Here is a 23,726-nt window from a genome sequence, read left to right on the forward strand (position 1 = left end):
AGCCTATCGGCTCAGGCGGTCAGCTCCGCGTAGAGCGCGCGCGTCGTCTCGGCGATCGCCGCCCAGCTGAACTCGTTGCGCGCCCTCTCGCGCCCGGCCTCGCCGTACGTACGTGCGCGGTCCGGGTCCATCGCGACCTCGGTGAGCACGGCTGCGAGGTCGGCCACATAGCGCTCCGGGTCGACCGGCGTGCCCGTTCCGTCCTGCGCCTGCTCGATCGGCACGAGGCGACCGGTCACGCCGTCGGCAACGACCTCGGGGATACCGCCGGTCGCCGTCCCGACGACCGCCGCACCACAGGCCATCGCCTCGAGGTTCACGATCCCCAGCGGCTCGTAGATGGAAGGGCAGACGAACGTCGTCGCGGCCGTGAGGATCGCCGAGAGCTCGTCGCGGGGAAGCATGCGCTCCACCCAGATGACGCCGTCCCGCTCCTGCTGGAGCAGGCGCACACCCTCCTGGACCTCGGCCATGATCTCCGGAGTGTCCGGAGCACCCGCGCAGAGGACGAGCTGCACCTCGGGAGGGAGGAGCCGCGCCGCCTGCAGCAGATACGGCAGCCCCTTCTGCCTCGTGATGCGGCCGACGAAGACGACGGACGGACGAGCGGCGTCCATCCCGATCGATCGCAGGAAGGCTTCGTCGTGCACCGGACGCCACCGGTCGACGTCGATCCCGTTGTGGATCACCCGCACCCTCGCCGGGTCCACCTGCGGGTAGCTGCGCAGGATGTCGGCGCGCATCCCGGCGCTCACCGCGATCACGGCGGACGCGTTCTCGTACGCCAGTCGCTCGATCCCGCTCGACACCGCATAGCCACCGCCCAGCTGCTCGGCCTTCCACGGCCGAAGGGGCTCGAGGCTGTGCGCCGTCAGGACGTGAGGGATGCCGTGCAGCTGTGAGGCGAGGTGACCGGCGAAGTTCGCGTACCAGGTGTGACTGTGCACGATGTCGGCGTCGGCGATGGCCGACACGATCTCCAGATCCGTGCCGAGCGTCTGCAACGCGGCGTTGGCTCCGGCGAGTTCCGTCGGCGTGCGATAGGCGAAGGTACCCGCCTCATCGCGCGGTGACCCGAACGCGCGGACCTGGACGTCGAGGTGCCGTCGGAGCGCTGTCACGAGCTCGGCGACGTGCACGCCGGCACCACCGTAGACCTCCGGCGGGTACTCCTTCGTGATCATTTCAACTCGCATGTCTGAACGCTAGTACAGCGAGGAGGATGGCATCTATGGTGGAGCCATGTCCGCTCCAAAGAAGGTCTTCGGGATCATCCTCGCCGGCGGCGAGGGCAAGCGCCTCATGCCCCTCACGGGCGATAGAGCGAAACCCGCAGTGCCGTTCGGCGGACAGTACCGGCTCATCGACTTCGCCATCTCCAACCTCATCAACTCGGGCCTCCGACAGATCGTCGTGCTGACGCAGTACAAGTCGCACAGCCTCGACCGGCACATCTCCCAGACCTGGCGCATGTCGGCTCTCCTCGACTCGTACGTCGCCTCGGTGCCCGCTCAGCAGCGCCTCGGCAAGCGATGGTTCTCCGGCTCCGCCGACGCGATCCTGCAGAGCATGAACCTCATCAACGACGAGAAGCCCGACATCGTCGTCGTGATCGGTGCGGATCACGTCTACCGGATGGACTTCCGGCAGATGCTCGAGGCGCACATCGAGTCGGGCGCCAAGGCCACGGTCGCGGGGATCCGCCAGCCGCTCGCGCTCGCGTCGCAGTTCGGCGTGATCGATGCCGACGCGGAGTCGGGCCGGATCAAGCAGTTCCTGGAGAAGCCGACCGACATCGCAGGGCTCGAGGATTCGCCGAACGAGGTGCTCGCCTCGATGGGCAACTACATCTTCGACGCTGATGCACTGATCGCCGCCGTCGAAGCCGACGGGGAGTCGCCCGTGTCAGGTCACGACATGGGCGGCGACATCGTCCCGTACTTCGTCGAGCGCGGCGAAGCGGGCTACTACGACATGAAGCAGAACGAGGTTCCGGGGTCCTCGCCGCGCGACCGCTCGTACTGGCGAGACGTGGGAACCATCGACTCCTTCTTCGATGCGCACAGGGACCTCATCTCGACGCTACCGATCTTCAACCTGTACAACATGGAATGGCCGATCCACTCGCAGGCGGTGAACTCTCCGCCGGCGAAGTTCGTCAGGGACTCCGTCGGTCGCATCGGCAACGCGATCGACTCGATCGTCTCCCTCGGATCGGTGCTGTCGGGCACGCACCTGGAACGCAGCGTGGTCGGTCCATGGACTCTGGCGGGGGGCGGATCGACCATCACGGACTCGGTCGTGTTCGATCACGTGCAGGTCGGGCAGGGTGCGCGCATCCACCGCGCCATCCTCGACAAGAACGTCGTCCTGGCCGATGGCGCGACGGTCGGGGTCGACCGTGAGCGCGACCTGGCCCGTGGCTTCACCGTCACCGAGTCCGGCATCACCGTCGTGGGCAAGGGCGTCTTCATCGAACGCTGACGCGTCATGCGGCGCTCAGGCGGTCCGGGCGGTCGCTAGGCTCGACGGGTGACCGCTGCGCGATTCCTCGTCGTCCTCGATGCTGATTCCACCCTCATCCGCAACGAGGTGATCGAACTCCTCGCCGACGAAGCAGGCCGTCGCGCCGAGGTTCAGGCGGCGACCGAGGCGGCGATGCGCGGCGAAGTGGACTTCGCGACGAGCCTGCGCTCCCGGGTCGCGGCACTGCAGGGAGTGCCCGTATCGGCGTTCGAGCGCGTCCGCGCGCGGATAGAGCCCACCCCCGGAGTCCGCGAGCTCACGGCAGCAGTCCACGATCGCGGCGGTGTCGTCGGGGTCGTCTCCGGCGGCTTCCACGAAATCCTCGACGCAGTGGCGCCGGAACTCGGCGTCGATCGCTGGCGAGCGAACCGCCTGGATGTCGTGGACGGCGTCCTCTCCGGCCTTGTCGAGGGCGACATCGTCGACGGAGCCGCGAAGGCGGCGTCCCTTCAGGAGTGGGCTGCAGAACTCGGCGTAGGTCCGCGCGCCACGATCGCCATCGGGGACGGCGCCAACGACCTGCCCATGATGGCGGTGGCGGGGCTCGGCATCGCCTTCAATGCGAAGCCCACCGTACGGCAGACCGCCGCGCTCGTGATCGGCCCGCAGGACCTCTCCGAAGTCATCGCTCTGCTTCCGTAGACGGATCCCTCTGGAGGTTGTCCGACGCCGCCGCTAGCGTCGACGCATGGACATCATCCTCATCCCCGGGCTCTGGCTCGATGCGTCCAGTTGGGAAGACGTCATCCCCTCTCTGGAAGCGGCGGGGCACCGCGCTCATCCCCTCACCATGCCCGGCCTCGGCGAACCGGCGTCGGCGTCGTCCGAGGTCGGCATCTCGGACTGGATCGATGCCGCGGTCGCGGCGGTCGATGCGCTTCCCGGTGACGTCGTCGTCGTCGGTCACAGCGGCGGAGGAAACGTCGCATGGGGTGTCGTCGATGCGCGCCCCGAGCGCGTCGGCCGCGTCATCTTCGTCGACACGGCACCCCCGCCGACGGGAAGCGGCATCAGCGAGTTCGAGCTCGTCGACGGCGTGGTCCCCTTCCCAGGGTGGGACTTCTTCCCCGAGGAGGACGTGCACGATCTCGACGAGGCGACCCGTGTGCGCACGACACCGCTCACCCGGAGCGTGCCCGCGAGGGTGCCGACCGACGGCATCACCCTGCGTGACCCGGCGCGGTATCGCGTGCCGGCGACCCTGCTCATGGGTGGCGTGGATCAGTCCGCGTTCGAGAAGATGATCGCCCAGTGGGCCGAGTATGCCGACGAGTTCCGTGCGATCGACGATGCCGAGGTCGTTCGCATCGGCTCCGGGCACTGGCCGCAGTTCTCCATGCCGGAACGGCTCGGAGAACTGCTCACCGCCTCGGTCGCGAGGTGAACACCCCGGTCCGGATCAGTGGCCCATCCCGAGTCCACCGTCGACCGGGATGACCGCGCCCGAGATGTAACCGGCATCGTCACCGGCGAGCCATGTCACCACGCCCGCCACCTCGTCGGGGGTCGCGAACCGCGCGGCGGGGATGCTCGCCTTGTACTGCTTCTGCGTCTCCTCGGGGAGCTCCGCGGTCATGTCGGTCTCGATGAACCCCGGAGCGACGACGTTGGCGGTGATACCGCGCGCACCGAGTTCACGCGTGATCGAGCGGGCGAAGCCGACGAGCGCGCTCTTCGACGCCGAGTAGTTCGCCTGGCCGGCGGAACCGTACAGACCGACGACGCTCGAGATCAGGATGATACGACCGAATCGTGCGCGCAGCATGCCCTTCGAGGCGCGCTTCACCACGCGGAACGTGCCGCCGAGGTTCGTCGCCACCACGCTGTCGAAGTCGTCTTCGCTCATGCGCATGAGGAGGGTGTCCTTGGTGATCCCGGCGTTCGCGACGACGATCTCCACCGGGCCGAGCTGCTGCTCCACCTCCGTGAACGCGGCGTCGAGCGCGGTGGCATCCGTGACATCCGCCCGCACGGTGAGGGTTCCCTCTGGTCCTTCGCCGCTGCGCGCGGTGACCGCGACACGGTATCCGTCCCGCACGAAGCGCTCCGCGATGGCACGGCCGATACCGCGGTTTCCGCCGGTGACGAGGACGACGCGCTCAGCGCTCATGAGGACACTCCTGCTCTGGACCTGCGGTCCGAGGTCTCGGACCGTCATCGATCCTACCGACGATGCTCCGAGCGACGACGCCGCGCGCACCCTCATCGCGGCGTTGACACAGGCGGGCGCTGCTGGAACCCTGATCGAGACGAAAGGGCAACATCGTGAGCGACAATCCTCCTCCCCCGGCAGGCGACGCGCCGTTCGCGCCGGTACCACCGGCCCCGCCGAGCGCCCCGCAGGCCGCCCCCGCTCTGCCTGCGTATCCGACCGCGCCGTACCCGCCCCAACTCCCGCAGACCGTCCAGCCCCCTCAGCCCGGCCAGGCGTACCCCGGTTCCGCTGCTGCGTATGCTGCCCCGGCCCCGCAGGCATGGCCGGTGCAGCCGAATCACTGGACCGCGACCCCTTACGGAGCCTATGGGGCACCGACCTACCCGGTTGCTCCACCGCGTCCCACGAGCGGACTCGCCGTCACCTCCCTGGTGTGCGGCATCGCCGGTGCCATCCTCATCTGGGCGATCCTCCCGATCCTCGCCTCCATCGCCGCGGTCATCACCGGGCACATGGCGCTCAAGCAGACCAAGAACGATCCGAGCGTCGGAGGACGAGGAATGGCCATCGCGGGCCTGATCCTCGGCTATGCGATGATCGCCATCGGCGCCTTCACGCTCATCAGCATCATCATCAGCTTCCTGTTCGTCGGAGCCTTCAGCCTGCCGTTCATCTTCTCGCGCTGATCCGCGGCAGAAGCGGCACGCCGGGAGGCCCGCACCGGCGTAGGCTTGAGGCATCGTGAAGAACGCGCGTCAAATCCCGGCCGTCACCTCCCTGCCGCAGTCTCCGCAGGATGAGGGTGACCACCGTGTGCGTCGTTACGTGCTCACGATGTCCATCCGCATAGCCTGCTTCGCCCTGATGGTGCTGGTGCAGCCGTACGGATGGTACACCTGGGTCTTCGGGATCAGCGCGGCCGTGCTCCCGTACATCGCCGTGGTGTTCGCCAATGCGGGCAGCGACAGCACCGAGATGACAGCCGAGTCGCCGCGACAGGAGCTGGAGGCTCCCGGGCCCGCTCCGATCGCGGATGAGACGACCGGCCCGCAGGTGTTCACGATCCACGAAGGCCCGAAGGACCGATGACAGAGCTCGAATGCTCGCGCGCCGGCTGCCGGAGCGCGGCGACCAGACAGGTCGTATGGCGCAACCCCCGCATCCACGCCGCCGACCGGGAGAAGATCTGGCTCGCCTGCGACGAGCACGTGGACTACCTCCGCGACTACCTCGCGGCGCGGGACTTCCCGGTGACCGTTCGTGACGGGGCTCCCGCATGAGTCAGCGACTGCTCCGGTGGGGCGTCTACGTGCTGATCGCCATCGGATTCGCGATCGCATGCGTCTTCCTGTCGAACTGGCAGTTCGAGCGGAACGAGACGAGAGCCGCCCAGATCGAGCTCGTCGAGCAGAACTACGACGCCGAGCCTGTCCCCCTGGCAGACCTCGTCGGGGAGGACGGCGCGCTCGACCCCTCCGATGAGTGGCGCCCGGTGACCCTGCAGGGCGAGTATCTGGCCGACGAACAGCTGCTGGTGAGAAACCGCCCGCACGGAGGAACCAGCGCCTTCGAGGTGCTGGTGCCGTTCCGCGACGCCGACGGCCGCGTTTTCATCGTCGATCGGGGCTGGGTACCTCCGGGCGACGGCGACGCTCCGGATTCCGTGCCGGCACCGCCCGAGGGCGAAGCCGAAGTCACCGTGCGTCTGCGCCCGGGCGAGCAGCTTCCTGCTTCAGGCCGTGGCGCCCCCGAAGGTCAGGTGCCGACCATCAATCTTCCGGCCATCGCGAAGCTCGTCGACGGCGATGTGATCACCGGCGCCTACGGCCGCGTCATCAGCGAAAGCCCCGCGGGCGAAGGCACCCTCGGGGGATTCGACTCCCCCACCGACGACCCCGGCCCGCACCTGTCTTACGCGATCCAGTGGATCCTGTTCGCGCTGATGGGCTTCATCTTCATCGGCTACATCATCCGGACGGAGATCGTGAAACACCGCGAAGAGGTCGAAGGCGTGCCGTCTCCGGTCAAGGTCAGCCGCCGCAAGGACCATGACGCCGACGTGGAGGACGAGCTGCTCGACGTGCGTTGAGCGCGGTCCGCCGCAGTCACTCCACGGACCACGGCATGGGACGCTCCGGCAGCCGCGAGCTGTCGTCGGGAAGGTGTGGAAGCGCCTCCCCACCCGCGCGAAGACAGAGCCACCGCAGTTCACCGGGACTGTCCGGACGAGCCCGCCACGTGCGGGCGACCCCTTGCCCCACACGGACCACGGTCCCCGGCCCGACTTCCACCACATCGTCGTCGAGACCCATCTGCCCTCGCCCGTGAAGGAACACGTACACCTCTTCGATCTTCCGGTGTACGTGCCAGTAGCCGGCTTCCTCCCCCGGCTGCAGGGCATTCGCGGTCATCCCGATGTACTGCATCGTCAGTTCGTGATCCACGACACGACGCCCGTCCCGCGAACGCGCGGCGTCGAAGCCGCCGTGATGCGCTCGCCATTCCTCGAGCGCTCCGATCTCCACCACCTGATAGCCGCTCATGCGTGCTCTTCCTGTCCGGCCGTTGTCCCTGTCATGGCCGCGGCCCCTGTCACCGTGAGATCCCACGCCGCATCCGTTCGCCGATACACGATCCGCGTGTGATCACGGTCGGCCGCCCCTTGCCAGAACTCGACGCGGGTCGGCACGAGCCTCCACAGGGCCCAGTCCCCCGGCGCGATGCCCGCCCTGGCCGCCGCAGACCGCGCCGCGAGATCGGCTGCGCTCTCGGCCTCGCCGGCCTCCTGAACCCGTCCACGTACACGGACGGCTCGCACCAGCGGCTGCCACCAGAAGTTCAGCGCTCCGGCAGGGGTGCTCGCGAGCTGCGACCCTTTGCGAGACGAACGCGCACCGGCGAAGGCCCACCCTCGCTCATCGACGTTCTTGAGGATCAGCGTCCGAGCATCCGGTATGCCGTCTCCGTCGACCGTCGCCAGGGTCGCCGCATGGGGTTCGGCGACTCCGACGGAAGCCGCATGTCGGATCCAGTCCAGGAAGAGCGGAACCGGGTCGACGGGAAGTTCTGTGACATCGAGTGCTGGCGCGACGCCGGTGAGCGCCGCTTGTGCACGCAGCCAGCTCCCGGTGTCGGGCGATCGGGAGTCCGTCGGCATGTTCTCGACTATGCCACGTACCTCAGCCGCCTGAGAATCGGAGCGCGCGCTTGGGCAGCACCCGCTTCGGTCGGGAGGCGACTCCGACGTCAGGCGAGCTCGATGAGGTCCTGGTACTCCTGGCTCCAGATGTCCTCGACGCCGTCGGGCAGGATCAGCACACGCTCGGGGTTGAGCGACTGCACCGCCCCCGGATCGTGGGACACGAGCACGACCGCGCCTTCGTAGTGTGCGAGCGCACCGAGGATCTCTTCACGAGAGGCCGGATCGAGGTTGTTGGTCGGCTCATCGAGCAGCAGCAGGTTCGCCGACGACACGACGAGCGTCGCGAGCGACAGACGTGTCTTCTCCCCACCCGACAGGACTCCTGCAGGCTTGAGCACGTCATCGCCTGTGAACAGGAACGACCCGAGCACCTTGCGCGCCTCGGTCTCGGTGATGTGCGGAGCTGCCGAGACCATGTTCTCGAGCACCGAGCGGTTCACGTCGAGGTTCTCGTGCTCCTGGGCGTAGTAGCCGACTTTGAGGCCGTGTCCCGGCTCGAGCTGCCCGGTGTCGGGCTGATCGACGCCGGCGAGCATCCTCAGCAACGTGGTCTTGCCCGCACCGTTGAGCCCGAGGACGACGACCTTGGAGCCGCGATCGATCGCCAGGTCGACATCGGTGAAGATCTCGAGCGACCCGTACGACTTCGAGAGGCCGGACGCCATCATCGGGGTCTTGCCGCAGGGTGCCGGCTTCGGGAAGCGCAGCTTCGCGACCCGGTCTTCCTGACGCACCTCGTCGAGCCCCGCCAGCAGCTTCTCCGCACGCGCGATCATCTGATGCGCCGCAGCGGCCTTCGAGGCCTTCGCACCGAAGCGGGCCGCCTGCAGCTGCAGGGTCGTGGCCTTCTTCTCGGCGTTCGCGCGCTCCTTCTTGCGGCGCTCCTCATCGGCCACCCGCTGACGCAGGTAGTTCTTCCAGTTCATGTTGTACGTGTCGATGACCTGACGGTTCGCGTCGAGGTAGAACACGCGGTTGACCGTCTCACCGACGAGCTCGACATCGTGGCTGATCACGATCAGCCCGCCCTTGTAGCCCTTGAGGAACTCGCGCAGCCACACCACGCTGTCGGCATCGAGGTGGTTGGTCGGCTCGTCGAGGATCATCGTCTGCGCGTCGGAGAAGAGGATGCGCGCGAGCTCGATGCGGCGACGCTGTCCACCGGAGAGGGTCGACAGCGGCTGGTCGAGGATGCGGTCGGGGAGCGAGAGGTTGTTGGCGATCGACGCCGCCTCCGCCTCCGCCGCATAGCCGCCCTGGGCCTCGAATTGCTCGGTGAGGCGGGCGTAGCGCTTCATGGCCTTGTCGGCCACTGCGGGGTCGTCCGACCCCATCGCGAGGGCCGCCTCCGTCATCCCGAGGTTGAGCTGACCGAGCCCACGGGCGTCGAGGATGCGCGTGCGCGCGAGGTCTTCGGGGTTGCCCGAACGCGGGTCCTGCGGAAGGTAGCCCAGTTCGCCGGAGCGGGTCACGCTTCCGCCGGACGGCAGCACATCGCCGGCGAGCACCTTGGTGAGCGTGGTCTTCCCGGCCCCGTTGCGGCCGACGAGTCCGATCTTGTCTCCGTCGGCGACGCGGAACGAGACGTTCTCCATCAGCAGGCGCGCGCCAACGCGGATCTCGAGGTCGTGCACGGCAAGCACAGCGGACGTCCGTTCTTTCGGGGAGGGGGTTCGGCCGATCGGCCAGCCTCCCAGTATAAGCCGCGTCGCCGAGAGTCGCGGTCAGCAAGATCAACCTGGAGAGTGAGCACGCCGATACTCCGGTGGGATGCCGCCCCTCCCACTCCCCGAATACCGTGCCGGAGTGGACATCCTCAACGACCTGATCATGCAGGCGATCGCCTCACCCTGGCTGTACCTGGTGCTGTTCGCCGTCACCATCGTCGACGGCTTCTTCCCCCCGGTGCCCAGCGAGACCGTGCTCGTGGCCGCAGCCGCCGTGGCCGCCTCGACGGGAGAGGGAAATCTCCTTCTTCTCGGGGCAGTGGCTGCCATCGGGGCGGCGATCGGTGACAACGTCGCGTTCCTGATCGGACGAGGGCTGGGCACCACCCGCTTCGCGTGGATGCGCCGACCGCGCGTCGCCGCAGCGTTCGCGCATGCCCAACACGCAATCGATCGCCGCAGCGCCACGCTGATCCTCGGTGCCAGATACATCCCCGTCGGAAGGGTGGCGGTCAACATGTCGGCCGGGGCTCTCGATTTCCCGTGGCGACGGTTCCTCCCGTTGAGCCTGATCGCTGGAGTCAGTTGGAGCGTGTTCAGCCTCGTCATCGGTCTGCTCGCGGGCGCCTGGATCAAGGACCAGCCTCTGCTCAGCGCGGGGCTCGGCATCGTCATCGCGCTGCTCATCGGTCTGGTGATCGATCGGATCGCCGCCGCTCGCCGCCGCCGTGCCGCGGCGCCGCAACTGGCAGGATGAGAGCCATGGCACGCCGCCGCGAGCGTTCACCTCGCCGAACACGCATCAGCCGTCGCACCGCCGCCTTCGTGGCGCTGTGCGCGGCAGTGGTGGCGCTGTTCACGGTGCTCGTCTCGCTGCAGAGCGTCCTGTACGGCACGCCCGTCCCGTTGTCGTTCATCCTCGGAGCGGCTCTGTGCATCTCCCCGCTGCTGGCGATCTCTCATCCTCGCTGGGCCGTCGGCCTCTTCACGGCCGGGGCGCTCGCTCTCCCACTCACCGTCGTTCCCGAGCTCGCGATCGCGTCCCCATGGCCCTGGTCGGTCCCTGCGCTGCTGGCATTCATCCTGTTCGTCGGAGTCGTCACATTCCTCCACGGTGCACGGCTCGGCGCGTTCGCTCTCATCCTCGGGGCCATCGCCTCGCTCGTCTCGCCGATGCTCCGCCCCGACATGGTGGCCGTGCCGGAATCGTCCGCCAGCGCCACGGCCGACCTCATAGTGACGACCTCCCTCGCCTCGGCCATGTTCCTGATCGCTTCGCTGATCGCCGGACGCGTCAGGGTGGCGGCCGAGCTTTCACGGGAGAGGGAGCACAGCGCGCTCGAGGAGGCCAGACGCGCACTCGTGGAAGAGCGCACGAGGATCGCTCGCGAGCTGCACGACGTCGTGGCACACAGCATGTCGGTGATCCAGGTGCAGGCCTCGACCGCGAAGTACCGCATCCCCGACCTGGATGACGTGGCCGTCGCGGAGTTCGAGGACATCGCAGCGACCGCACGGAGTTCGCTCGCCGAGATGCGGCGCATGCTCGGCGTGCTGCGCACCGAGGATCAGAGTGCCGAGCTCGCTCCGCAGCAGGGCATCGACGACATCCCCTCCCTGGTCGACAGCATCCGCCGCGCCGGCGTCGAGGTCGGACTCGTCCTGGAGGGTGGGGACGCTGCTACGGCGGCGACGCCCGCCGTCCAGATCGCCGCCTTCCGCATCGTCCAAGAGGCTCTGAGCAACGCCGTCCGTCACGCCCCTGGGGCACAGATAGCCGCGCGCGTGCGCGCCGAGTCCCGATCGATCCGGATCGTGGTGCACAACACCGCCCCGCCCCGCCTTCCGGACGGTCACGTGGGCGGATACGGTCTGCGCGGCATGCGGGAACGCGCGGAACTCCTCGGTGGGAGCCTCTCCGCCGGCCCCTCGACCGACGGGGGGTGGGAGGTCGAGGCCGTCCTCCCGGTCAGTCCGAATGATCCCTCACCGGCCGACCTCCCTTCATCTGCCGCTCCTCTCGGTGCCACCCCTCGCGACACCGCCCTTCGCGACACCGCCCCTCACAACACCGCCCCTCACAACAAGGAACGCTCGTGACGATCAACGTGCTCATCGCCGATGACCAGGCCATGGTCCGTGCCGGCTTCGGGGCGCTCCTCGACGCCCACGATGGCATCAGGGTGGCCGGCCAAGCGGCCGACGGTGCGGAGGCGGTCACGCTCGCGGCGCGCCTCGACCCCGACGTGATCCTCATGGACGTGCGGATGCCGGAACTGGACGGCATCGAAGCCACTCGTCGCATCCTCGGGCCTTCGTACCCCGCGGCGCATGTCCCCCGGATCATCATGCTCACGACGTTCGACATCGATGACTACGTGTACGACGCGCTCGAGGCCGGTGCCAGCGGTTTCCTCCTGAAGGATGCGCTGCCGGAGGAGCTCGTGCACGCCGTGCGCGTCGTCGCCGGCGGTGATGCTCTCCTCGCTCCCAGCGTGACACGACGCATGATCGAGCAGTTCGCCGGACGCCGACCCCGGACTCCACGCGCAGCGACGGCGCTCGCCGACCTCACCGACCGCGAACGGGAAGTCCTCGTGCTCATCGGTCGAGGCCGCTCCAACACCGAGATCGCCGCCGAGCTGTTCATCGCCGAGCAGACCGTCAAGACACATGTGGGCAAGGTGCTCGCCAAGCTGAACCTCCGTGACCGCGTGCACGCCGTGATCCTGGCGTACGACACCGGGCTCGTCGAGCCTTCGTCCTGACGACGCATCGCCGCGACTCATCCCGTCGTAGGGGGTACGACGGGACCCGAGGGTGATGTCTCCGCCCGCACCACGTCCATAGTCTCCTGGAACATCGCTTCCGAGGAGGACTCATGGCCATCGTCCAGACACCGCCCGTCGCCGCCGGGCCGCGCACATCCCGCGATACGGGCATCGACTTCCTGCGGGCTCTCTGCGTGCTCGGGGTCGTGTTGCTGCACGCGATCATGGTGGGCGTCACGGTCGGCGATTCCGGTCCGATCTTCGAGAACGCCAGCGACGGCACCGCGTGGATCGCTCCGCTGAGCTGGCTCCTGCAGGTGATGCCGCTGTTCTTCGTGATCGGTGGATTCTCCGGATTCCTCGCGCATGAGCGCATGCGGCAGCGCGGCGGAACGGCGGTCGGATTCGTCGCCGGCCGCGTTCACCGACTGTTGCGCCCCGCGATCGTGACGATCGCGGTCGTCGGGCTCGCGCTCGCTCTGCTCACGATCTTCGGCGTTCCCGCCGACCTCGTCGCGACGGCCGGGTTCCGTTATGGCCAGCCGCTCTGGTTCCTCGGGGTCTTCCTCCTCTGCCAGGCGCTTCTCCCCCTCTTCGCCGCCGCTCACCGGCGTGCGCCGCTGTGGACGATCGGCGCCCTTGCCGCTGCTGCGATCGCGATCGACGTCCTCCGCGGAGTCTCCGGCGTCGAGGGCCTGGGCTTCCTGAACCTCGCCTTCGTGTGGATGGCCCTCCAACAGCTCGGCTTCTTCCTCGCCGATGGACGCATCGAGCGCCTCAGCCGACGGATCCGCATCGTTGCGGGCCTCGCGGCCGTCCTCGCGCTCATCATGACCTTCGCCGTCGGCGTCTACTCCGCCGACCTCATCGCGAACATCAATCCGCCGACGGCTGCCCTCCTCCTCGTGGGGGTCGCGCACACGAGCCTGCTCTCCCTGCACCGCGAGCGTCTCGAGCGATTCAGCCGACAGCCGCACGTGGCCGCGTTCACCGCCTTCGTGACGGTGCGGACCATGACGATCTACCTCTGGCACATGCCCGTGCTGCTGCTCATGGCGGGCTCGACGGCCGCGTTCGCACTCTTGACCGGCGCCGCGCTTCCGGCCCTGGACAGCGCGGCGTGGTGGTCGGGACGCCCGCTGTGGCTCGCGACCGCGCTCGCTCTCACGGCCGTCGTCGCCATCGCGTTCACGCGGTTCGAATCGCAGGCCGCACCCGCCGCCGCGTCTTCGCCCGGTCGCATCGTCGCCAGCGCTCTCAGCGCCCTGGTCGGGATCGTCCTGCTGCTGGTCCTCGGTACGTCCGTCGCAACCGCCCTGATCGCACTCGCGCTGATCGCTGGTTCTCTGCGGCTGGCTTCGCTCCCGGCTCCGCGGTCGGCAGGGCCGCGACCATCGCCGGTCCCCGTCGCGCCGGCCCTCGTGTGAGTCAGCCGAGACCCCTGGCCGCCAGTGCATCTCCGACATCATCCGCATGCTTCAGAGCGAGCACGAGCAACGGCACCACCGTGCGGACACCCAGCCGTGCACCACGAGCCTGCTCCGCCTCCCGCACGCGCACGGCGAACCCCGCGATCACCGGGACGGTCGTGAGGGTCAGGGAGATCGTCAGGGCCACCGCCTCGGGATCGACTCCGAGCCGACGCAACGGTCGCAGCAGCTGCTGCAGGACATCGAGCAGCGCCGACATCCTCGTGGTCAGAGTGAGCAGACCGGCGAGGAGCAGCACCGCGACCACACGTCCTGTGCTGATCCATGCCGCCTCGGGCGACACGAAGATCAGGAGCGCAGCTGCGAGCACGAGCACGATCCAGCGCAGGCGCCACGCCTCGGCGGCGAGCACGCGGAACGGGAGTCCACTCACGCGGTAGAGCCCCACCACCACGAAGAGCACGACCGCGATGCTCACCGGATCGTGCGGAAACAGCGACAGGACGAGGGCTCCGATCGCCAGCATCCCCAGCTTGAGCGCGGCCGGCGCCCGATGCACGATCCCCGTCCCCGGGTGATACAGCGCGATCACGCGCACGCCTCCCGATACGCAGCGATCACACGCGAGGGCACGCCGGAGGTCACGATGCGTCCCTCGTCGAAGAGCAACGCGCTGTCGCAGCGAGAGGCCAGTTCGAGGTCGTGTGTCACGATGACGATCTGAGCCTGGACCCCGAGCAGCAGATCGGCGATGCGACGGGAATTGCGCAGATCGAGCAGGGTCGTCGGCTCGTCTGCGACGATCACATGTGGATCGGCGATCAGCACGGAAGCCAGGGCGAGCAGCTGCTTCTGCCCGCCGGACAGGACGGCCGCCGGAACGTCCGCGTGCTCCGCCAGACCGTGCGTCTCGAGCGTCTCCCTCACGAGTTCGGACACCTCGGACTTCGGACGCCCTCGGAGCGAGAGCGCGAGGTCTTCGGCCGGAGTCGGCATCAGGATCTGCGCATCGGGGTTGGTGAAGACGAAACCGACGAGCTTGCGCAGGGCGGCGCGGTCTCGGACGGTGTCGAGTCCGTGCACCGAGACGGTTCCGTCTCGCGGCGCGACGAGGCCGTTGAGGAGGCGCGCGAAGGTCGACTTTCCTGAGCCGTTGGCTCCGATCACCGCCGTCGTCCGTGCGGTCAACCCGACGCTGACGTCGTGCAGCACCATGCGCCCGTCGATCTCGACCGACACCCGGTCGAGGGTGATCGGAGCGGGTCCGATCGATGAGGAACTCTCCACCGCTGCTTCCTCCGCGTCGCACCTGAACACTGTTCACCTGAACGTCGTTCACTATAATCGGAGCATGAGCCCAGAGCCCAATCCGGCCCGACACGACCGCGACAGCGTGGCACGGAGCGCACTCGCCCTGCTCGATGAGGTCGGACTCGCCGACCTCTCCATGCGACGTATCGCCGCGGGCCTCGACCTGCAGCCGAGCGCCCTCTACTGGCACTTCGCGAACAAGCAGGAGCTGCTCGCCGAGCTCGCCGACCGGATCACCGCGTCGATACCGCACGGTGGAACGGACATCATCGTCACAGCGCGCGGCATCCGCGATGCCCTCTTCGCCTATCGTGACGGTGCCGAGCTGGTCCTCAGCACCTACGCACTCCAGCTCGGTTCCTCCACTGCGCAGAAGGCTCTGGTCGACACCCTGCGTGCACAGGGAGCCTCGGATGCCGAGGATCGAGGAATCGCCATCCTCCACTTCGTGCTGGGCCACGCCACACTCGTGCAGCAGCGCATGCACGCCGACAGCCACGGCGCGCTCCCGGCCGCGGAGGATGCGGATGTCACCGCCGGACTCGACCGCGTCTTCGACCTCGGGGTCGCTGCCCTCGCGGGAGCGCTCAGGTCGCCGGAGACTCGGCCGCGTGCCCGAGCCTGAGACCGGGCACCACAGCCAGCGCCACGAGGGCGATGCAGAACGCGAAGACGGCGCTGAACGCCCCGGCCCCGCCGCCGAGCGTCGCCACACCGAGACCCGCCAGCGCGATCGCGACAGCCGATCCTGAGGCGTCCGAGATCGACAACGCGGACGAGTTGAACCCCTGATTGGTCTCGTTCGAGTACGCGAGCGTCAACACGGTCAGGCGCGGGTAGAGCAGGCCCATCCCGCCGCCGGCGAATGCCCAGCCGACGACCACCAGAGCGGGCGAGACATCGAACACCGCAGCGAAGAGGACGCACAGCATCGCGATCAGCAGCGAGCCCAGGCTGATCTCCGTGATGCGGCGGTTGCCCAGACGCTCACCGAACCGCCCCTGCAGGGCTGAGGCGCCTGCCCACGCCAGTGCCGCCAGCATCAGGGCGATGCCCGCCCAGGTCGCACTGAAGTCGAACTTCCTCATGAGCAGATACGGGATGTAGGCCTCCGTGGCGAAGAACGCACCGGCGACGATGCCGCGCATCAGCACGACGCTGGGCAACCCGGCTCCGGCTCGAAGCGTGCCTCGTGGCAACAGCGGCAGCACCGCGAACCCGATCGCCAGCACGGCTCCGATCGCGACGGGCCACCCGATCGACGGCTCCATCTCGGCCGAGAAGCCGATGACGACCGCGAGTACCGCCACCACCACTGCGAGCAGCAGCCGGACGACGAGCGCCCTCCGATCCTGCGGCTCCCCCTGCCCCAGGTCGACCCCACGGAGCCGCACCGCGATCATGAGGAAAGCCGAAGCGGTGAGCACGGCCACGCCGAGGAAGGCCCAGCGCCAGTCGAGATACTCGGCGACGGCTCCCGCGAGGAACGGACCGACCATCGACGGAACGACCCAAGCCGCGGCGAAGGCGGCGAAGATGCGCCCGTGCAGGTGAGGCGGGTACAGCCGCGCCACCACGACATAGAGCGCGACCGTCTGTCCACCCGTGCCCAGCCCCTGCACCAGTCGCCCGATCAGGAACTGGTGCATCGTGACGGCGAAGCCGGAGATCAGCAGACCGACGATGAAGAGCGACACGGCGACGTACAGCGCGCCGCGGGGACCCCGGGCGTCCGACCACGCTCCGGTCGCGACCATGCCGATCACGCTCGTGGCCAGCGTCCCCGCGAAGGCGACGGCGTAGAGCGCCTCTCCATTCAGGGCCGCGCTCACGATGGGCATGACGGTCGTGACGGCGAGAGCCTCGATCGCGGCGAGGAAGATCAGTGCGACCGCGCCGACGGTCACCCAGATGCGGTGACGATCCCAGATCGTCGCGGCCTCGGACGGGGCGGTCATCGGCCGACGAGCGACGCGATGCGCTCGATGGCCTCGGTGAGGATCTCCGGACTGGTGCCGAAGTTCAACCGCACGTGGCCTGCGCCCTCCGCGCCGAAGGCGGGCCCGAAGTGCAGGGCGACCTTCGCGTCCTTCAGGATCCTTCTGGCCGGGTTGTCGCCCCACTCCAACGCGGTGAGGTCGATCCACGCCAGGTAGCCGGCATCGGGAATGCGGTACCGCGCTCCGGGGAGGTGCGCGGCGAGCAGATCCTCGAGCAGCAGGCGGTTCTCGTCCAGAGTGCGCAGCAACCCGTCGAGCCACTCGTCGCTCTCCTCCGAGAACGCAGCGACGGCAGCGAGCAGACCGAACTGCCCGGTGCGCCATTCGACCTCGACCGGGAGTCCGCGCACCACGGCGCTCGTCTCGTCGTCGGCCGTGACCATGAGGGCGCATTTGAGCCCGGCGAGGTTGAAGGCCTTGCTCGCGCTCACGAGCGCGTACCCCACCCGCTGTGCGACGTCACTCACCGCGAGGAAAGGTGTGAACCCCGAACCCGGCTGGGCGAGCGGCGCGTGGATCTCGTCCGACACCACGGCGACACCGAACTCGTCGGCGAGCTCCGCGAGAGCAGTGAGGCTGTCGCGTCCGTGCACCGTACCGGTGGGGTTGTGGGGGTTGCAGAGCAGGATGGCCGTCGCTCCGTCTTCGAAGGCGGCGCGGATCCCGTCCAGATCCAGCTCCCACCGGGTCCCGGTGTCGCGGAGGGGAACCCGCTCCACCTCCGCACCGGCTTCGGCGACCAGGTCGTAGAAGGGCGGATAGACCGGCGGCGTCACGACCACGCGCTCCCCCGGCTGCGTGACACGGCGCAGGATCTCGACGATCCCCATGCTCACATCCGCCGTGCTGCGGATTCGCGCGGGGTCGGGCTCCCACCCGTAACGGCGGGATGCGAAGTCCGAGAAGGCCTGCGCAAGAGGAGTCCTCGACGCCATATAGCCGGTGTCGCCGATCTCGACCGCACGCTGCAGGGCCGCCGTGATGGCAGGCGCGAGAGGGAAGTCGGTCTCGGCGACGAACAGGGGAAGCACGTCGGCCGGATACTCCCGCCACTTCTCGCTCGTCCGCTCGCGAAGCTCGGCCAAGGGCAGGGCTTTCACCTGAAGCATTCGTTCTCCCGAGTCTCGCCCCGCACCGGTGCGGAGTCAGCGAAGCGGGCGCGTAGTCGCGCCCGCTTCGTCCTGCTTGACGTTCTGTGCGGTCAGATCGCGAATCCGAGAGCGCGCATCATGTCGCGCCCGTCGTCCGTGATCCGCTCCGGACCCCACGGGGGCATCCAGACCCAGTTGATCCGGAAGCGATCGACGACGCTGTCCAGAGCCTGAGCGGTCTGATCCTCGAGGACGTCGGTGAGCGGGCAGCCGGCGCTGGTCAGCGTCATGTGGATGACGAGAGCGTCGTTCTCGTCATCCCAGGCGAGGTCGTAGATGAGGCCGAGGTCGACGACGTTGATCCCGAGCTCGGGGTCCATGACGTCTTTGAGAGCCTCGGTGACCGCGTCGTACTTCTCGTCCGTGAGGGTCGCTGTCATGCGATCAGCCTACGCCTCGATGGGGGCTGCGGGGTCGAGGAAACGGTCGTATCCCTCGTTCTCCAGCCGGTCTGCGAGCTCGGGGCCGCCCTCTTCGACGATCTTTCCCGCGACCACCACGTGGACGAAGTCGGGGCGGATGTAGCGGAGGATGCGGGTGTAGTGCGTGATCAGCAGCACGCCGAGTCCGGTGGACTCCTTCGCGCGGTTGACGCCCTCGGAGACGATCTTGAGCGCGTCGACGTCGAGGCCGGAGTCGGTCTCGTCGAGCACGGCGAACTTCGGCTTCAGCACCTCGAGCTGGAGGATCTCGTGGCGCTTCTTCTCGCCACCGGAGAAACCCTCGTTGACGTTGCGCTGCGCGAACTTCGGGTCCATGCGTAGGTTCGACATGGCCTCCTTGACGTCCTTGGTCCAGCCCCGGATCGCCGGCGCTTCGCCGTCGAGGGCGGTCTTGGCCGTGCGGAGGAAGTTCGTCACCGTCACGCCGGGGATCTCCACCGGGTACTGCATCGCGAGGAACAGGCCGGCACGGGCCCGCTCGTCGACGCTCATCTCCAGCACGTCCTGACCGTCGAACGTGATCGAACCGGACGTCACCGTGTACTTCGGGTGACCGGCGATCGTGTACGCCAGCGTGGACTTGCCGGAGCCGTTGGGGCCCATGATCGCGTGGGTCTCCCCCGTGTTCATGGTGAGGTTGATTCCGTTGAGGATCGGGGTGGTCCCCGCCTCGGTCTCGACCGTCACATGCAGGTCGCGGATCTCGAGAACAGACATTCTTCAGACTTCCTTAATCACAGTCGGGTCGATGAGCACGTCGTCGCCGTCGATCTGGACGACGTAGACCGGGACCGGCTCATACGCGGGGAGATTCTGGGGCTTGCCGGTGAGGAGGGAGAACGCGGAGCCGTGTGCCCAGCACTCCACCGTGTCGCCCTCCACGAAGCCCTCGGACAGCGAGATGTCGCCGTGCGTGCAGGTGTCGCCGATGGCGTGGATCACTCCTTCGCCGTCCTTGATCACCGTGATGGGCACGCCGCTCGGGTCCACGCGCAGCGGTGTGTCCTGTTCGAGGTCGGAGACTCCGCAGACGCGTTCGGCGGTCATGCGCTCACCTCGGCGAGCTCCGCCTCGATGGCCGCCAGCAACTCGGTCTCGAGGGCGGGGATGCCGAGGCGCTGCACGATATCGGTGAGGAATCCGAGCACGACCAGACGACGGGCCTCCTCCTCGGTGATGCCGCGGGCCTGCAGGTAGAAGAGCTGCTCGTCGTCGAAACGACCGGTCGCACTCGCGTGCCCGGCTCCCAGGATGTCGCCGGTCTCGATCTCAAGGTTCGGGATCGAGTCGGCACGAGCACCCTCGGTCAGCACCAGGTTGCGGTTCGCCTCGTAGGAGTCGGTGCCCGTGGCGTCGGCACCGATCAGCACGTCGCCGATCCAGACGCTGTGTGCGCCCTCGCCCTGCAGCGCGCCCTTGTAGAGCACGTCGCCCTTGGTGTGCGCACCCTTGTGGTGCAGGTAGACCTGGCTCTCGAGGTGCTGACCGCCGTCGGCATAGGACAGCCCGTAGAGGTATCCCTCGGATCCGGCGCCCGTGAGCTCGACGCTCGGGTTCACGCGCACGACACCGCCGCCGAAGCTGATGACGAAGTGCTTCAGCGTGGCATCGGCACCGACGGTGGCCTGGTGAGCCGCGGCGTGCACCGCGTCATCGTCCCAGCGCTGCAGGCTGATGACTGTCAGGCTCGCGCCGTCGCGCACGATGATCTCGACGTTCTGCGCGTACTGCGCGGAACCGGAGTGGTCGAGCACCACGGTGCCGCGCGAGTGCGGCTTCGCCTCGATGAGGATCTGACCGAACGCACGCTTATCGGCGCCCGCGCCCGTGATCGGGACCACGACCGGCTCGTCGAGCTCTGCCTCAGCCGGGAGCTGGATGTGCAGTCCACGCGGGCCATGCTTCCAGGCGAGGGCGCTGGAGAGATCTTCAGGACGGAAGAACTCCCCGTAGGGCCCTTTCTCATCCGAGGAGGGCTCCAGGAACGCCTCGACAGCGTCGAGACCGTAGGTCACGGCGTTCTCCTCGCCCGGCTCATCGGAGAAGAGTCCGGCGAGCTTCGCCACCGGCGTGTGCTTCCAGTTGACCTCGCGTCCGGTCGGTGCTCCGAAGTCGGACGGTTCGAACGAGTGCGGCCGCTCGGAGCGGGTCTGCACCGGGACGAAGCCCGCCGCCGCGACCTGAGCCGCAGGGTCGATGTGCGCGTTCGTGTGCTGCGCCTCACTGGGCGCTGTCGTCGAGGCCGCCATTTAGCCGACCGATCCTTCCATGCCCATCTCGATGAGCTTGTTCAGTTCCATGGCGTACTCCATCGGCAGTTCTCGGGCGATCGGCTCGATGAAACCGCGCACGATCATCGCCATGGCCTCGTCCTCGGGCATACCGCGGGACTGCAGGTAGAAGAGCTGCTCCTCGCTGACCTTGGAGACCGTGGCCTCGTGGCCCAGCTGCACGTCATCGACGCGGATGTCGATGGCCGGGTAGGTGTCGGAGCGCGACTTCGTGTCCACGAGGAGGGCGTCGCAGCGCACGGTGTTCGCGGAGTGGTGCGCAGCGGCATCGACACGGACCTCGCCGCGGTAACCGGCACGGCCGCCTCCGCGTGCGATCGACTTCGAGACGATCGACGACTGCGTGTACGGCGCCATGTGGATCATCTTCGCGCCAGCGTCCTGGTGCTGACCGGGTCCGGCGAAGGCGACGGACAGGGTCTCGCCCTTCGCGTGCTCGCCCATCAGGTAGATCGACGGGTACTTCATCGTCACCTTGGAGCCGATGTTGCCGTCGACCCACTCCATGGTCGCGCCTTCGTAGGCCACGGCACGCTTGGTGACGAGGTTGTACACGTTGTTCGACCAGTTCTGGATCGTCGTGTAGCGCACACGGGCGTTCTTCTTCACGATGATCTCGACGACGGCCGAGTGCAGGGAGTCCGACTTGTAGATCGGGGCCGTGCAGCCCTCGATGTAGTGGACGTAGCTGTCCTCGTCGGCGATGATCAGGGTCCGCTCGAACTGGCCCATGTTCTCGGTGTTGATGCGGAAGTAGGCCTGCAGCGGGATCTCGACGTGCACGCCCTTGGGGACGTAGACGAACGATCCGCCCGACCAGACAGCGGTGTTCAGCGCGGCGAACTTGTTGTCACCGGCGGGGATGACCGTGCCGAAGTACTCCTCGAAGAACTCGGGGTGCTCGCGCAGCGCCGTGTCGGTGTCCATGAAGATGACGCCCTGGGCCTCGAGGTCCTCGCGGATCTGGTGGTACACGACCTCGGACTCGTACTGCGCGGCGACTCCGGCGACCAGGCGCTGACGCTCGGCCTCGGGGATCCCGAGACGCTCGTAGGTCTCGCGGATCTCGGCGGGGAGGTCTTCCCACGTCTGCGCCTGCTTCTCGGTGGAGCGGACGAAGTACTTGATGTTGTCGAAGTCGATCTCGCTGAGGTCTGCGCCCCACGTCGGCATCGGCTTGCGCCCGAAGAGCTGGTATCCCTTGAGTCGGGTCTTCAGCATCCATTCGGGTTCGTTCTTGAGGCTCGAGATCCCCCGGACGACGTCTTCGGAGATGCCGCGTTTCGCGATGGCACCCGCAGCATCCTCATCGTGCCAGCCGAATTCGTACACCCCCAGACCGTCAAGCTCCGGGCGGTCGATCAGCACATCCGACATCCAACACTCTCCTCACAGGTCCCAAACGGTGTCATCCGCCCCGACACACCTGATCCCCGTCGAGTCTGCGGGAGCGGGTGCCGTTGGTGGGCCCTCATCACCGGCGCTTCCATCGCGCCTAAACTATTGACGATGCTTCAGCGCTGTCAGCGCCCATCGCAACAATCCGATTCTACAGGTTCCGCCTGGCGGACGGGCCATGCCCGCCACGTCTCGCGCGGTCCGGAGGACTTATGCCCGAGACGTTGATCCCCACCACCTCGACGACGCGAGGGGTCGCTCCTCGTTCCGCGTCCTGGGGGCGTGCGTTGACGGTCTTCGCGTGGTTGTCGTTCCTCAGCGAGACCATCATCATCGGCACCGGCGGAGCCGTCCGCCTCACCGGTTCGGGCCTCGGATGCTCGGACTGGCCGCTGTGCACCCCGGACTCCCTCGTTCCCATCCTCGAGGTGCAGGGCATCCACGGGATCATCGAGTTCGGCAACCGCCTGATGACCGGTGTCGTCGGGATCATCGCCCTCGTCGTCGTGCTGCTGGTGCTGCACCTGTTCACCGGAAAGCGCGGCCTCGTCAACGCGCTCTGGTTCGCCTTGGGCGGGATCGTCGCGGCTGCCGCCGCGTTCGCCATCGCCGCTCCTCTGCACTTCCCCGCCTCGCCGATCGCCCTGGGGGTGCTGCTGGTCGCCGTGATCGCTGCGGCAGTCCGCTCCGTGCGCTCGACTCCCACCAGGCGCGACCTCGTCCTGCTCGCCTGGCTCGTGCTGATCGGCGTCGTCGCGCAGGCCCTCGTCGGCGGCATCACCGTCCTGACCGGGCTGAACCCGTTCATCGTCGGTTTCCACTACACGTCGTCGCTGCTGCTCGTCTGCATCACCGCGGCGTTCCTGGTGCGGCTCCGGACGCCCGCCGGCCCGCGAGAGCGCGCAGTGCCCGCCTGGTTCGCAGCCGTGACCCACGTGACGGGCCTCGCACTCGCCGTCACGATCGTGTTCGGCGTCCTCACGACGGGGTCGGGACCGCATTCCGGTGACGCCGACGTCCTGCGCCACGGCTTCGACGCGACGGTGCTTGCGCACGTGCACTCCTGGCCCGGCTACATCCTCGCCGCGCTGGTCGTCTTCCTGACGGTGACCGCCTGGGTACAGCGTCTGGAGCCCCGCCGCTGGCTCCTCGTCCTCGTGCTCGCGATCCTCGTCCAGGTCGGTGTGGGCGTGTGGCAGGCACGAGAGGGCCTCCCCCCGCTCCTCGTCGGGATCCACATGGTGCTGGCCTCGCTCTCGGCAGCCACCTACACGGTCGTCGTGCTGCATCTGAAGCGCACGGCCGCCGTCGAGGACTGATCTCCGCACAGTCGACTCATAGCTCTCGCATCGCGGGCTCATCAGCGCATCCGCAAGGGTGG

General features: G+C 68.0%; 27 protein-coding genes. 13 read left to right on the top strand and 14 right to left on the bottom strand.

The window, feature by feature from the left end:
- Positions 1–11: 11 nt before the first annotated feature.
- Positions 12–1,196 carry a glycogen synthase gene (gene glgA, locus AAY78_RS15095; RefSeq protein WP_046749131.1) on the bottom strand — a complete coding sequence of 395 codons (1,185 nt, stop codon included), beginning with the start codon at positions 1,194–1,196 and terminating at the stop codon, positions 12–14.
- Between the two features lie 46 nt (positions 1,197–1,242).
- Here glgA and AAY78_RS15100 point away from each other — a divergent pair, with 46 nt between their 5' ends.
- From AAY78_RS15100 to AAY78_RS15110, 3 genes are read left to right on the top strand one after another with little or no spacing between them, the layout of a single operon-like run.
- Positions 1,243–2,484, top strand: a complete 1,242-nt coding sequence (locus AAY78_RS15100; RefSeq protein WP_046749132.1) for a glucose-1-phosphate adenylyltransferase — start codon at positions 1,243–1,245, stop codon at positions 2,482–2,484.
- Positions 2,485–2,532: 48 nt separating this feature from the next.
- The gene (gene serB, locus AAY78_RS15105) at positions 2,533–3,168 is read left to right on the top strand and encodes a phosphoserine phosphatase SerB (protein WP_046749133.1); all 636 of its coding nucleotides are present in this window, start codon (positions 2,533–2,535) and stop codon (positions 3,166–3,168) included.
- 46 nt (positions 3,169–3,214) lie between these two features.
- Entirely contained in the window at positions 3,215–3,910 is a 696-nt protein-coding gene (locus tag AAY78_RS15110) for an alpha/beta fold hydrolase (RefSeq protein ID WP_046749134.1), read from the top strand.
- A 15-nt stretch (positions 3,911–3,925) separates the two neighbouring features.
- Here AAY78_RS15110 and AAY78_RS15115 read toward each other — a convergent pair whose 3' ends face one another.
- Entirely contained in the window at positions 3,926–4,636 is a 711-nt protein-coding gene (locus tag AAY78_RS15115; protein WP_046749399.1) for a beta-ketoacyl-ACP reductase, read from the bottom strand.
- Between the two features lie 155 nt (positions 4,637–4,791).
- Between AAY78_RS15115 and AAY78_RS19585 the strand changes: the two genes are divergently transcribed.
- From AAY78_RS19585 to AAY78_RS15135, 4 genes are read left to right on the top strand one after another with little or no spacing between them, the layout of a single operon-like run.
- Positions 4,792–5,367, top strand: a complete 576-nt coding sequence (locus AAY78_RS19585; RefSeq protein WP_231589729.1) for a DUF4190 domain-containing protein — start codon at positions 4,792–4,794, stop codon at positions 5,365–5,367.
- A 55-nt stretch (positions 5,368–5,422) separates the two neighbouring features.
- The gene (locus AAY78_RS15125) at positions 5,423–5,770 is read left to right on the top strand and encodes a DUF3099 domain-containing protein (RefSeq protein WP_046749136.1); all 348 of its coding nucleotides are present in this window, start codon (positions 5,423–5,425) and stop codon (positions 5,768–5,770) included.
- Entirely contained in the window at positions 5,767–5,961 is a 195-nt protein-coding gene (locus AAY78_RS15130) for a hypothetical protein (protein WP_046749137.1), read from the top strand. Before AAY78_RS15125 ends, AAY78_RS15130 begins: the two co-directional genes overlap by 4 nt.
- Positions 5,958–6,770: an SURF1 family cytochrome oxidase biogenesis protein gene (locus AAY78_RS15135; RefSeq protein ID WP_046749138.1), complete on the top strand. Its 813-nt coding sequence runs from the start codon at positions 5,958–5,960 to the stop codon at positions 6,768–6,770. Before AAY78_RS15130 ends, AAY78_RS15135 begins: the two co-directional genes overlap by 4 nt.
- Before the next feature lie 16 nt (positions 6,771–6,786).
- On the opposite strand, the gene AAY78_RS15140 is transcribed toward AAY78_RS15135, so the two are convergent.
- The 3 genes from AAY78_RS15140 to abc-f form a co-directional block, all read right to left on the bottom strand.
- Entirely contained in the window at positions 6,787–7,224 is a 438-nt protein-coding gene (locus tag AAY78_RS15140; protein ID WP_046749139.1) for a cupin domain-containing protein, read from the bottom strand.
- Entirely contained in the window at positions 7,221–7,838 is a 618-nt protein-coding gene (locus AAY78_RS15145) for a pyridoxamine 5'-phosphate oxidase family protein (RefSeq protein ID WP_046749140.1), read from the bottom strand. The genes AAY78_RS15140 and AAY78_RS15145 overlap by 4 nt, the downstream gene beginning before the upstream one ends.
- Before the next feature lie 89 nt (positions 7,839–7,927).
- Positions 7,928–9,526: a ribosomal protection-like ABC-F family protein gene (abc-f, locus tag AAY78_RS15150; protein WP_017202270.1), complete on the bottom strand. Its 1,599-nt coding sequence runs from the start codon at positions 9,524–9,526 to the stop codon at positions 7,928–7,930.
- 163 nt (positions 9,527–9,689) lie between these two features.
- On the opposite strand from abc-f, the gene AAY78_RS15155 reads away from it, so the two are divergent.
- The 4 genes from AAY78_RS15155 to AAY78_RS15170 all read left to right on the top strand — a co-directional run bounded on the left by AAY78_RS15155 (position 9,690) and on the right by AAY78_RS15170 (position 13,748).
- Positions 9,690–10,307 carry a DedA family protein gene (locus AAY78_RS15155; protein ID WP_046749400.1) on the top strand — a complete coding sequence of 206 codons (618 nt, stop codon included), beginning with the start codon at positions 9,690–9,692 and terminating at the stop codon, positions 10,305–10,307.
- Between the two features lie 5 nt (positions 10,308–10,312).
- On the top strand, positions 10,313–11,650 hold the full coding sequence (locus tag AAY78_RS15160) for a sensor histidine kinase (RefSeq protein ID WP_082108716.1): 1,338 nt from the start codon (positions 10,313–10,315) through the stop codon (positions 11,648–11,650).
- Positions 11,647–12,318 (top strand): response regulator, encoded by a 672-nt coding sequence (locus AAY78_RS15165; RefSeq protein WP_046749141.1) that lies wholly within the window; start codon positions 11,647–11,649, stop codon positions 12,316–12,318. The genes AAY78_RS15160 and AAY78_RS15165 overlap by 4 nt, the downstream gene beginning before the upstream one ends.
- 113 nt (positions 12,319–12,431) lie before the next feature.
- A complete protein-coding gene (locus AAY78_RS15170) occupies positions 12,432–13,748 on the top strand; it encodes an acyltransferase family protein (protein WP_052748804.1) in 1,317 nt (438 codons plus the stop codon).
- 1 nt (position 13,749) lies between these two features.
- On the opposite strand, the gene AAY78_RS15175 is transcribed toward AAY78_RS15170, so the two are convergent.
- Both AAY78_RS15175 and AAY78_RS15180 read right to left on the bottom strand, forming a co-directional pair.
- Positions 13,750–14,343: an energy-coupling factor transporter transmembrane component T gene (locus tag AAY78_RS15175; RefSeq protein ID WP_046749403.1), complete on the bottom strand. Its 594-nt coding sequence runs from the start codon at positions 14,341–14,343 to the stop codon at positions 13,750–13,752.
- Positions 14,340–15,038, bottom strand: a complete 699-nt coding sequence (locus AAY78_RS15180; RefSeq protein ID WP_046749142.1) for an energy-coupling factor ABC transporter ATP-binding protein — start codon at positions 15,036–15,038, stop codon at positions 14,340–14,342. The genes AAY78_RS15175 and AAY78_RS15180 overlap by 4 nt, the downstream gene beginning before the upstream one ends.
- 64 nt (positions 15,039–15,102) lie before the next feature.
- On the opposite strand from AAY78_RS15180, the gene AAY78_RS15185 reads away from it, so the two are divergent.
- The gene (locus AAY78_RS15185) at positions 15,103–15,687 is read left to right on the top strand and encodes a TetR family transcriptional regulator (RefSeq protein WP_046749404.1); all 585 of its coding nucleotides are present in this window, start codon (positions 15,103–15,105) and stop codon (positions 15,685–15,687) included.
- Here the strand turns inward: AAY78_RS15185 and AAY78_RS15190 are convergent.
- From AAY78_RS15190 to sufB, 7 genes are all read right to left on the bottom strand, one after another.
- Positions 15,650–17,020, bottom strand: coding sequence for an MFS transporter (locus tag AAY78_RS15190; protein WP_046749143.1), 1,371 nt, complete (start codon positions 17,018–17,020; stop codon positions 15,650–15,652). The two genes, AAY78_RS15185 and AAY78_RS15190, sit on opposite strands and share 38 nt — an antisense overlap.
- Positions 17,017–18,171: a MalY/PatB family protein gene (locus AAY78_RS15195; protein ID WP_046749144.1), complete on the bottom strand. Its 1,155-nt coding sequence runs from the start codon at positions 18,169–18,171 to the stop codon at positions 17,017–17,019. The genes AAY78_RS15190 and AAY78_RS15195 overlap by 4 nt, the downstream gene beginning before the upstream one ends.
- Before the next feature lie 92 nt (positions 18,172–18,263).
- Positions 18,264–18,593: a metal-sulfur cluster assembly factor gene (locus AAY78_RS15200; RefSeq protein WP_021200756.1), complete on the bottom strand. Its 330-nt coding sequence runs from the start codon at positions 18,591–18,593 to the stop codon at positions 18,264–18,266.
- 9 nt (positions 18,594–18,602) lie between these two features.
- Positions 18,603–19,373, bottom strand: a complete 771-nt coding sequence (gene sufC, locus AAY78_RS15205; protein ID WP_046749145.1) for a Fe-S cluster assembly ATPase SufC — start codon at positions 19,371–19,373, stop codon at positions 18,603–18,605.
- A gap of 3 nt (positions 19,374–19,376) precedes the next feature.
- The gene (locus AAY78_RS15210; RefSeq protein ID WP_046749146.1) at positions 19,377–19,703 is read right to left on the bottom strand and encodes a non-heme iron oxygenase ferredoxin subunit; all 327 of its coding nucleotides are present in this window, start codon (positions 19,701–19,703) and stop codon (positions 19,377–19,379) included.
- Positions 19,700–20,905, bottom strand: coding sequence for a Fe-S cluster assembly protein SufD (sufD, locus tag AAY78_RS15215; RefSeq protein WP_046749147.1), 1,206 nt, complete (start codon positions 20,903–20,905; stop codon positions 19,700–19,702). Before sufD ends, AAY78_RS15210 begins: the two co-directional genes overlap by 4 nt.
- The gene (gene sufB, locus AAY78_RS15220) at positions 20,906–22,324 is read right to left on the bottom strand and encodes a Fe-S cluster assembly protein SufB (RefSeq protein WP_021200759.1); all 1,419 of its coding nucleotides are present in this window, start codon (positions 22,322–22,324) and stop codon (positions 20,906–20,908) included.
- Between the two features lie 233 nt (positions 22,325–22,557).
- On the opposite strand from sufB, the gene AAY78_RS15225 reads away from it, so the two are divergent.
- The gene (locus AAY78_RS15225; protein ID WP_052748805.1) at positions 22,558–23,664 is read left to right on the top strand and encodes a COX15/CtaA family protein; all 1,107 of its coding nucleotides are present in this window, start codon (positions 22,558–22,560) and stop codon (positions 23,662–23,664) included.
- Positions 23,665–23,726: the final 62 nt, after the last annotated feature.

The sequence above is a fragment of the Microbacterium sp. Ag1 genome (assembly GCF_001005635.1).
GTDB lineage: Bacteria > Actinomycetota > Actinomycetes > Actinomycetales > Microbacteriaceae > Microbacterium > Microbacterium oxydans.

Bases quoted from the DNA above. Each gene is read 5' to 3' on its own strand.
- AAY78_RS15160 (WP_082108716.1), top strand. From the start codon at position 10,313: ATGGCACGCCGCCGCGAGCGTTCACCTCGCCGAACACGCATCAGCCGT.
- AAY78_RS15210 (WP_046749146.1), bottom strand. From the start codon at position 19,703: ATGACCGCCGAACGCGTCTGCGGAGTCTCCGACCTCGAACAGGACACA.
- AAY78_RS15135 (WP_046749138.1), top strand. From the start codon at position 5,958: ATGAGTCAGCGACTGCTCCGGTGGGGCGTCTACGTGCTGATCGCCATC.
- glgA (WP_046749131.1), bottom strand. From the start codon at position 1,196: ATGCGAGTTGAAATGATCACGAAGGAGTACCCGCCGGAGGTCTACGGT.
- AAY78_RS15115 (WP_046749399.1), bottom strand. From the start codon at position 4,636: ATGAGCGCTGAGCGCGTCGTCCTCGTCACCGGCGGAAACCGCGGTATC.
- AAY78_RS15200 (WP_021200756.1), bottom strand. From the start codon at position 18,593: ATGACAGCGACCCTCACGGACGAGAAGTACGACGCGGTCACCGAGGCT.
- AAY78_RS15195 (WP_046749144.1), bottom strand. From the start codon at position 18,171: ATGCTTCAGGTGAAAGCCCTGCCCTTGGCCGAGCTTCGCGAGCGGACG.
- AAY78_RS15100 (WP_046749132.1), top strand. From the start codon at position 1,243: ATGTCCGCTCCAAAGAAGGTCTTCGGGATCATCCTCGCCGGCGGCGAG.
- AAY78_RS15110 (WP_046749134.1), top strand. From the start codon at position 3,215: ATGGACATCATCCTCATCCCCGGGCTCTGGCTCGATGCGTCCAGTTGG.
- AAY78_RS15170 (WP_052748804.1), top strand. From the start codon at position 12,432: ATGGCCATCGTCCAGACACCGCCCGTCGCCGCCGGGCCGCGCACATCC.
- AAY78_RS15145 (WP_046749140.1), bottom strand. From the start codon at position 7,838: ATGCCGACGGACTCCCGATCGCCCGACACCGGGAGCTGGCTGCGTGCA.
- sufD (WP_046749147.1), bottom strand. From the start codon at position 20,905: ATGGCGGCCTCGACGACAGCGCCCAGTGAGGCGCAGCACACGAACGCG.
- AAY78_RS15185 (WP_046749404.1), top strand. From the start codon at position 15,103: ATGAGCCCAGAGCCCAATCCGGCCCGACACGACCGCGACAGCGTGGCA.
- AAY78_RS15140 (WP_046749139.1), bottom strand. From the start codon at position 7,224: ATGAGCGGCTATCAGGTGGTGGAGATCGGAGCGCTCGAGGAATGGCGA.
- sufC (WP_046749145.1), bottom strand. From the start codon at position 19,373: ATGTCTGTTCTCGAGATCCGCGACCTGCATGTGACGGTCGAGACCGAG.
- AAY78_RS15225 (WP_052748805.1), top strand. From the start codon at position 22,558: ATGCCCGAGACGTTGATCCCCACCACCTCGACGACGCGAGGGGTCGCT.
- sufB (WP_021200759.1), bottom strand. From the start codon at position 22,324: ATGTCGGATGTGCTGATCGACCGCCCGGAGCTTGACGGTCTGGGGGTG.
- AAY78_RS15190 (WP_046749143.1), bottom strand. From the start codon at position 17,020: ATGACCGCCCCGTCCGAGGCCGCGACGATCTGGGATCGTCACCGCATC.
- AAY78_RS15130 (WP_046749137.1), top strand. From the start codon at position 5,767: ATGACAGAGCTCGAATGCTCGCGCGCCGGCTGCCGGAGCGCGGCGACC.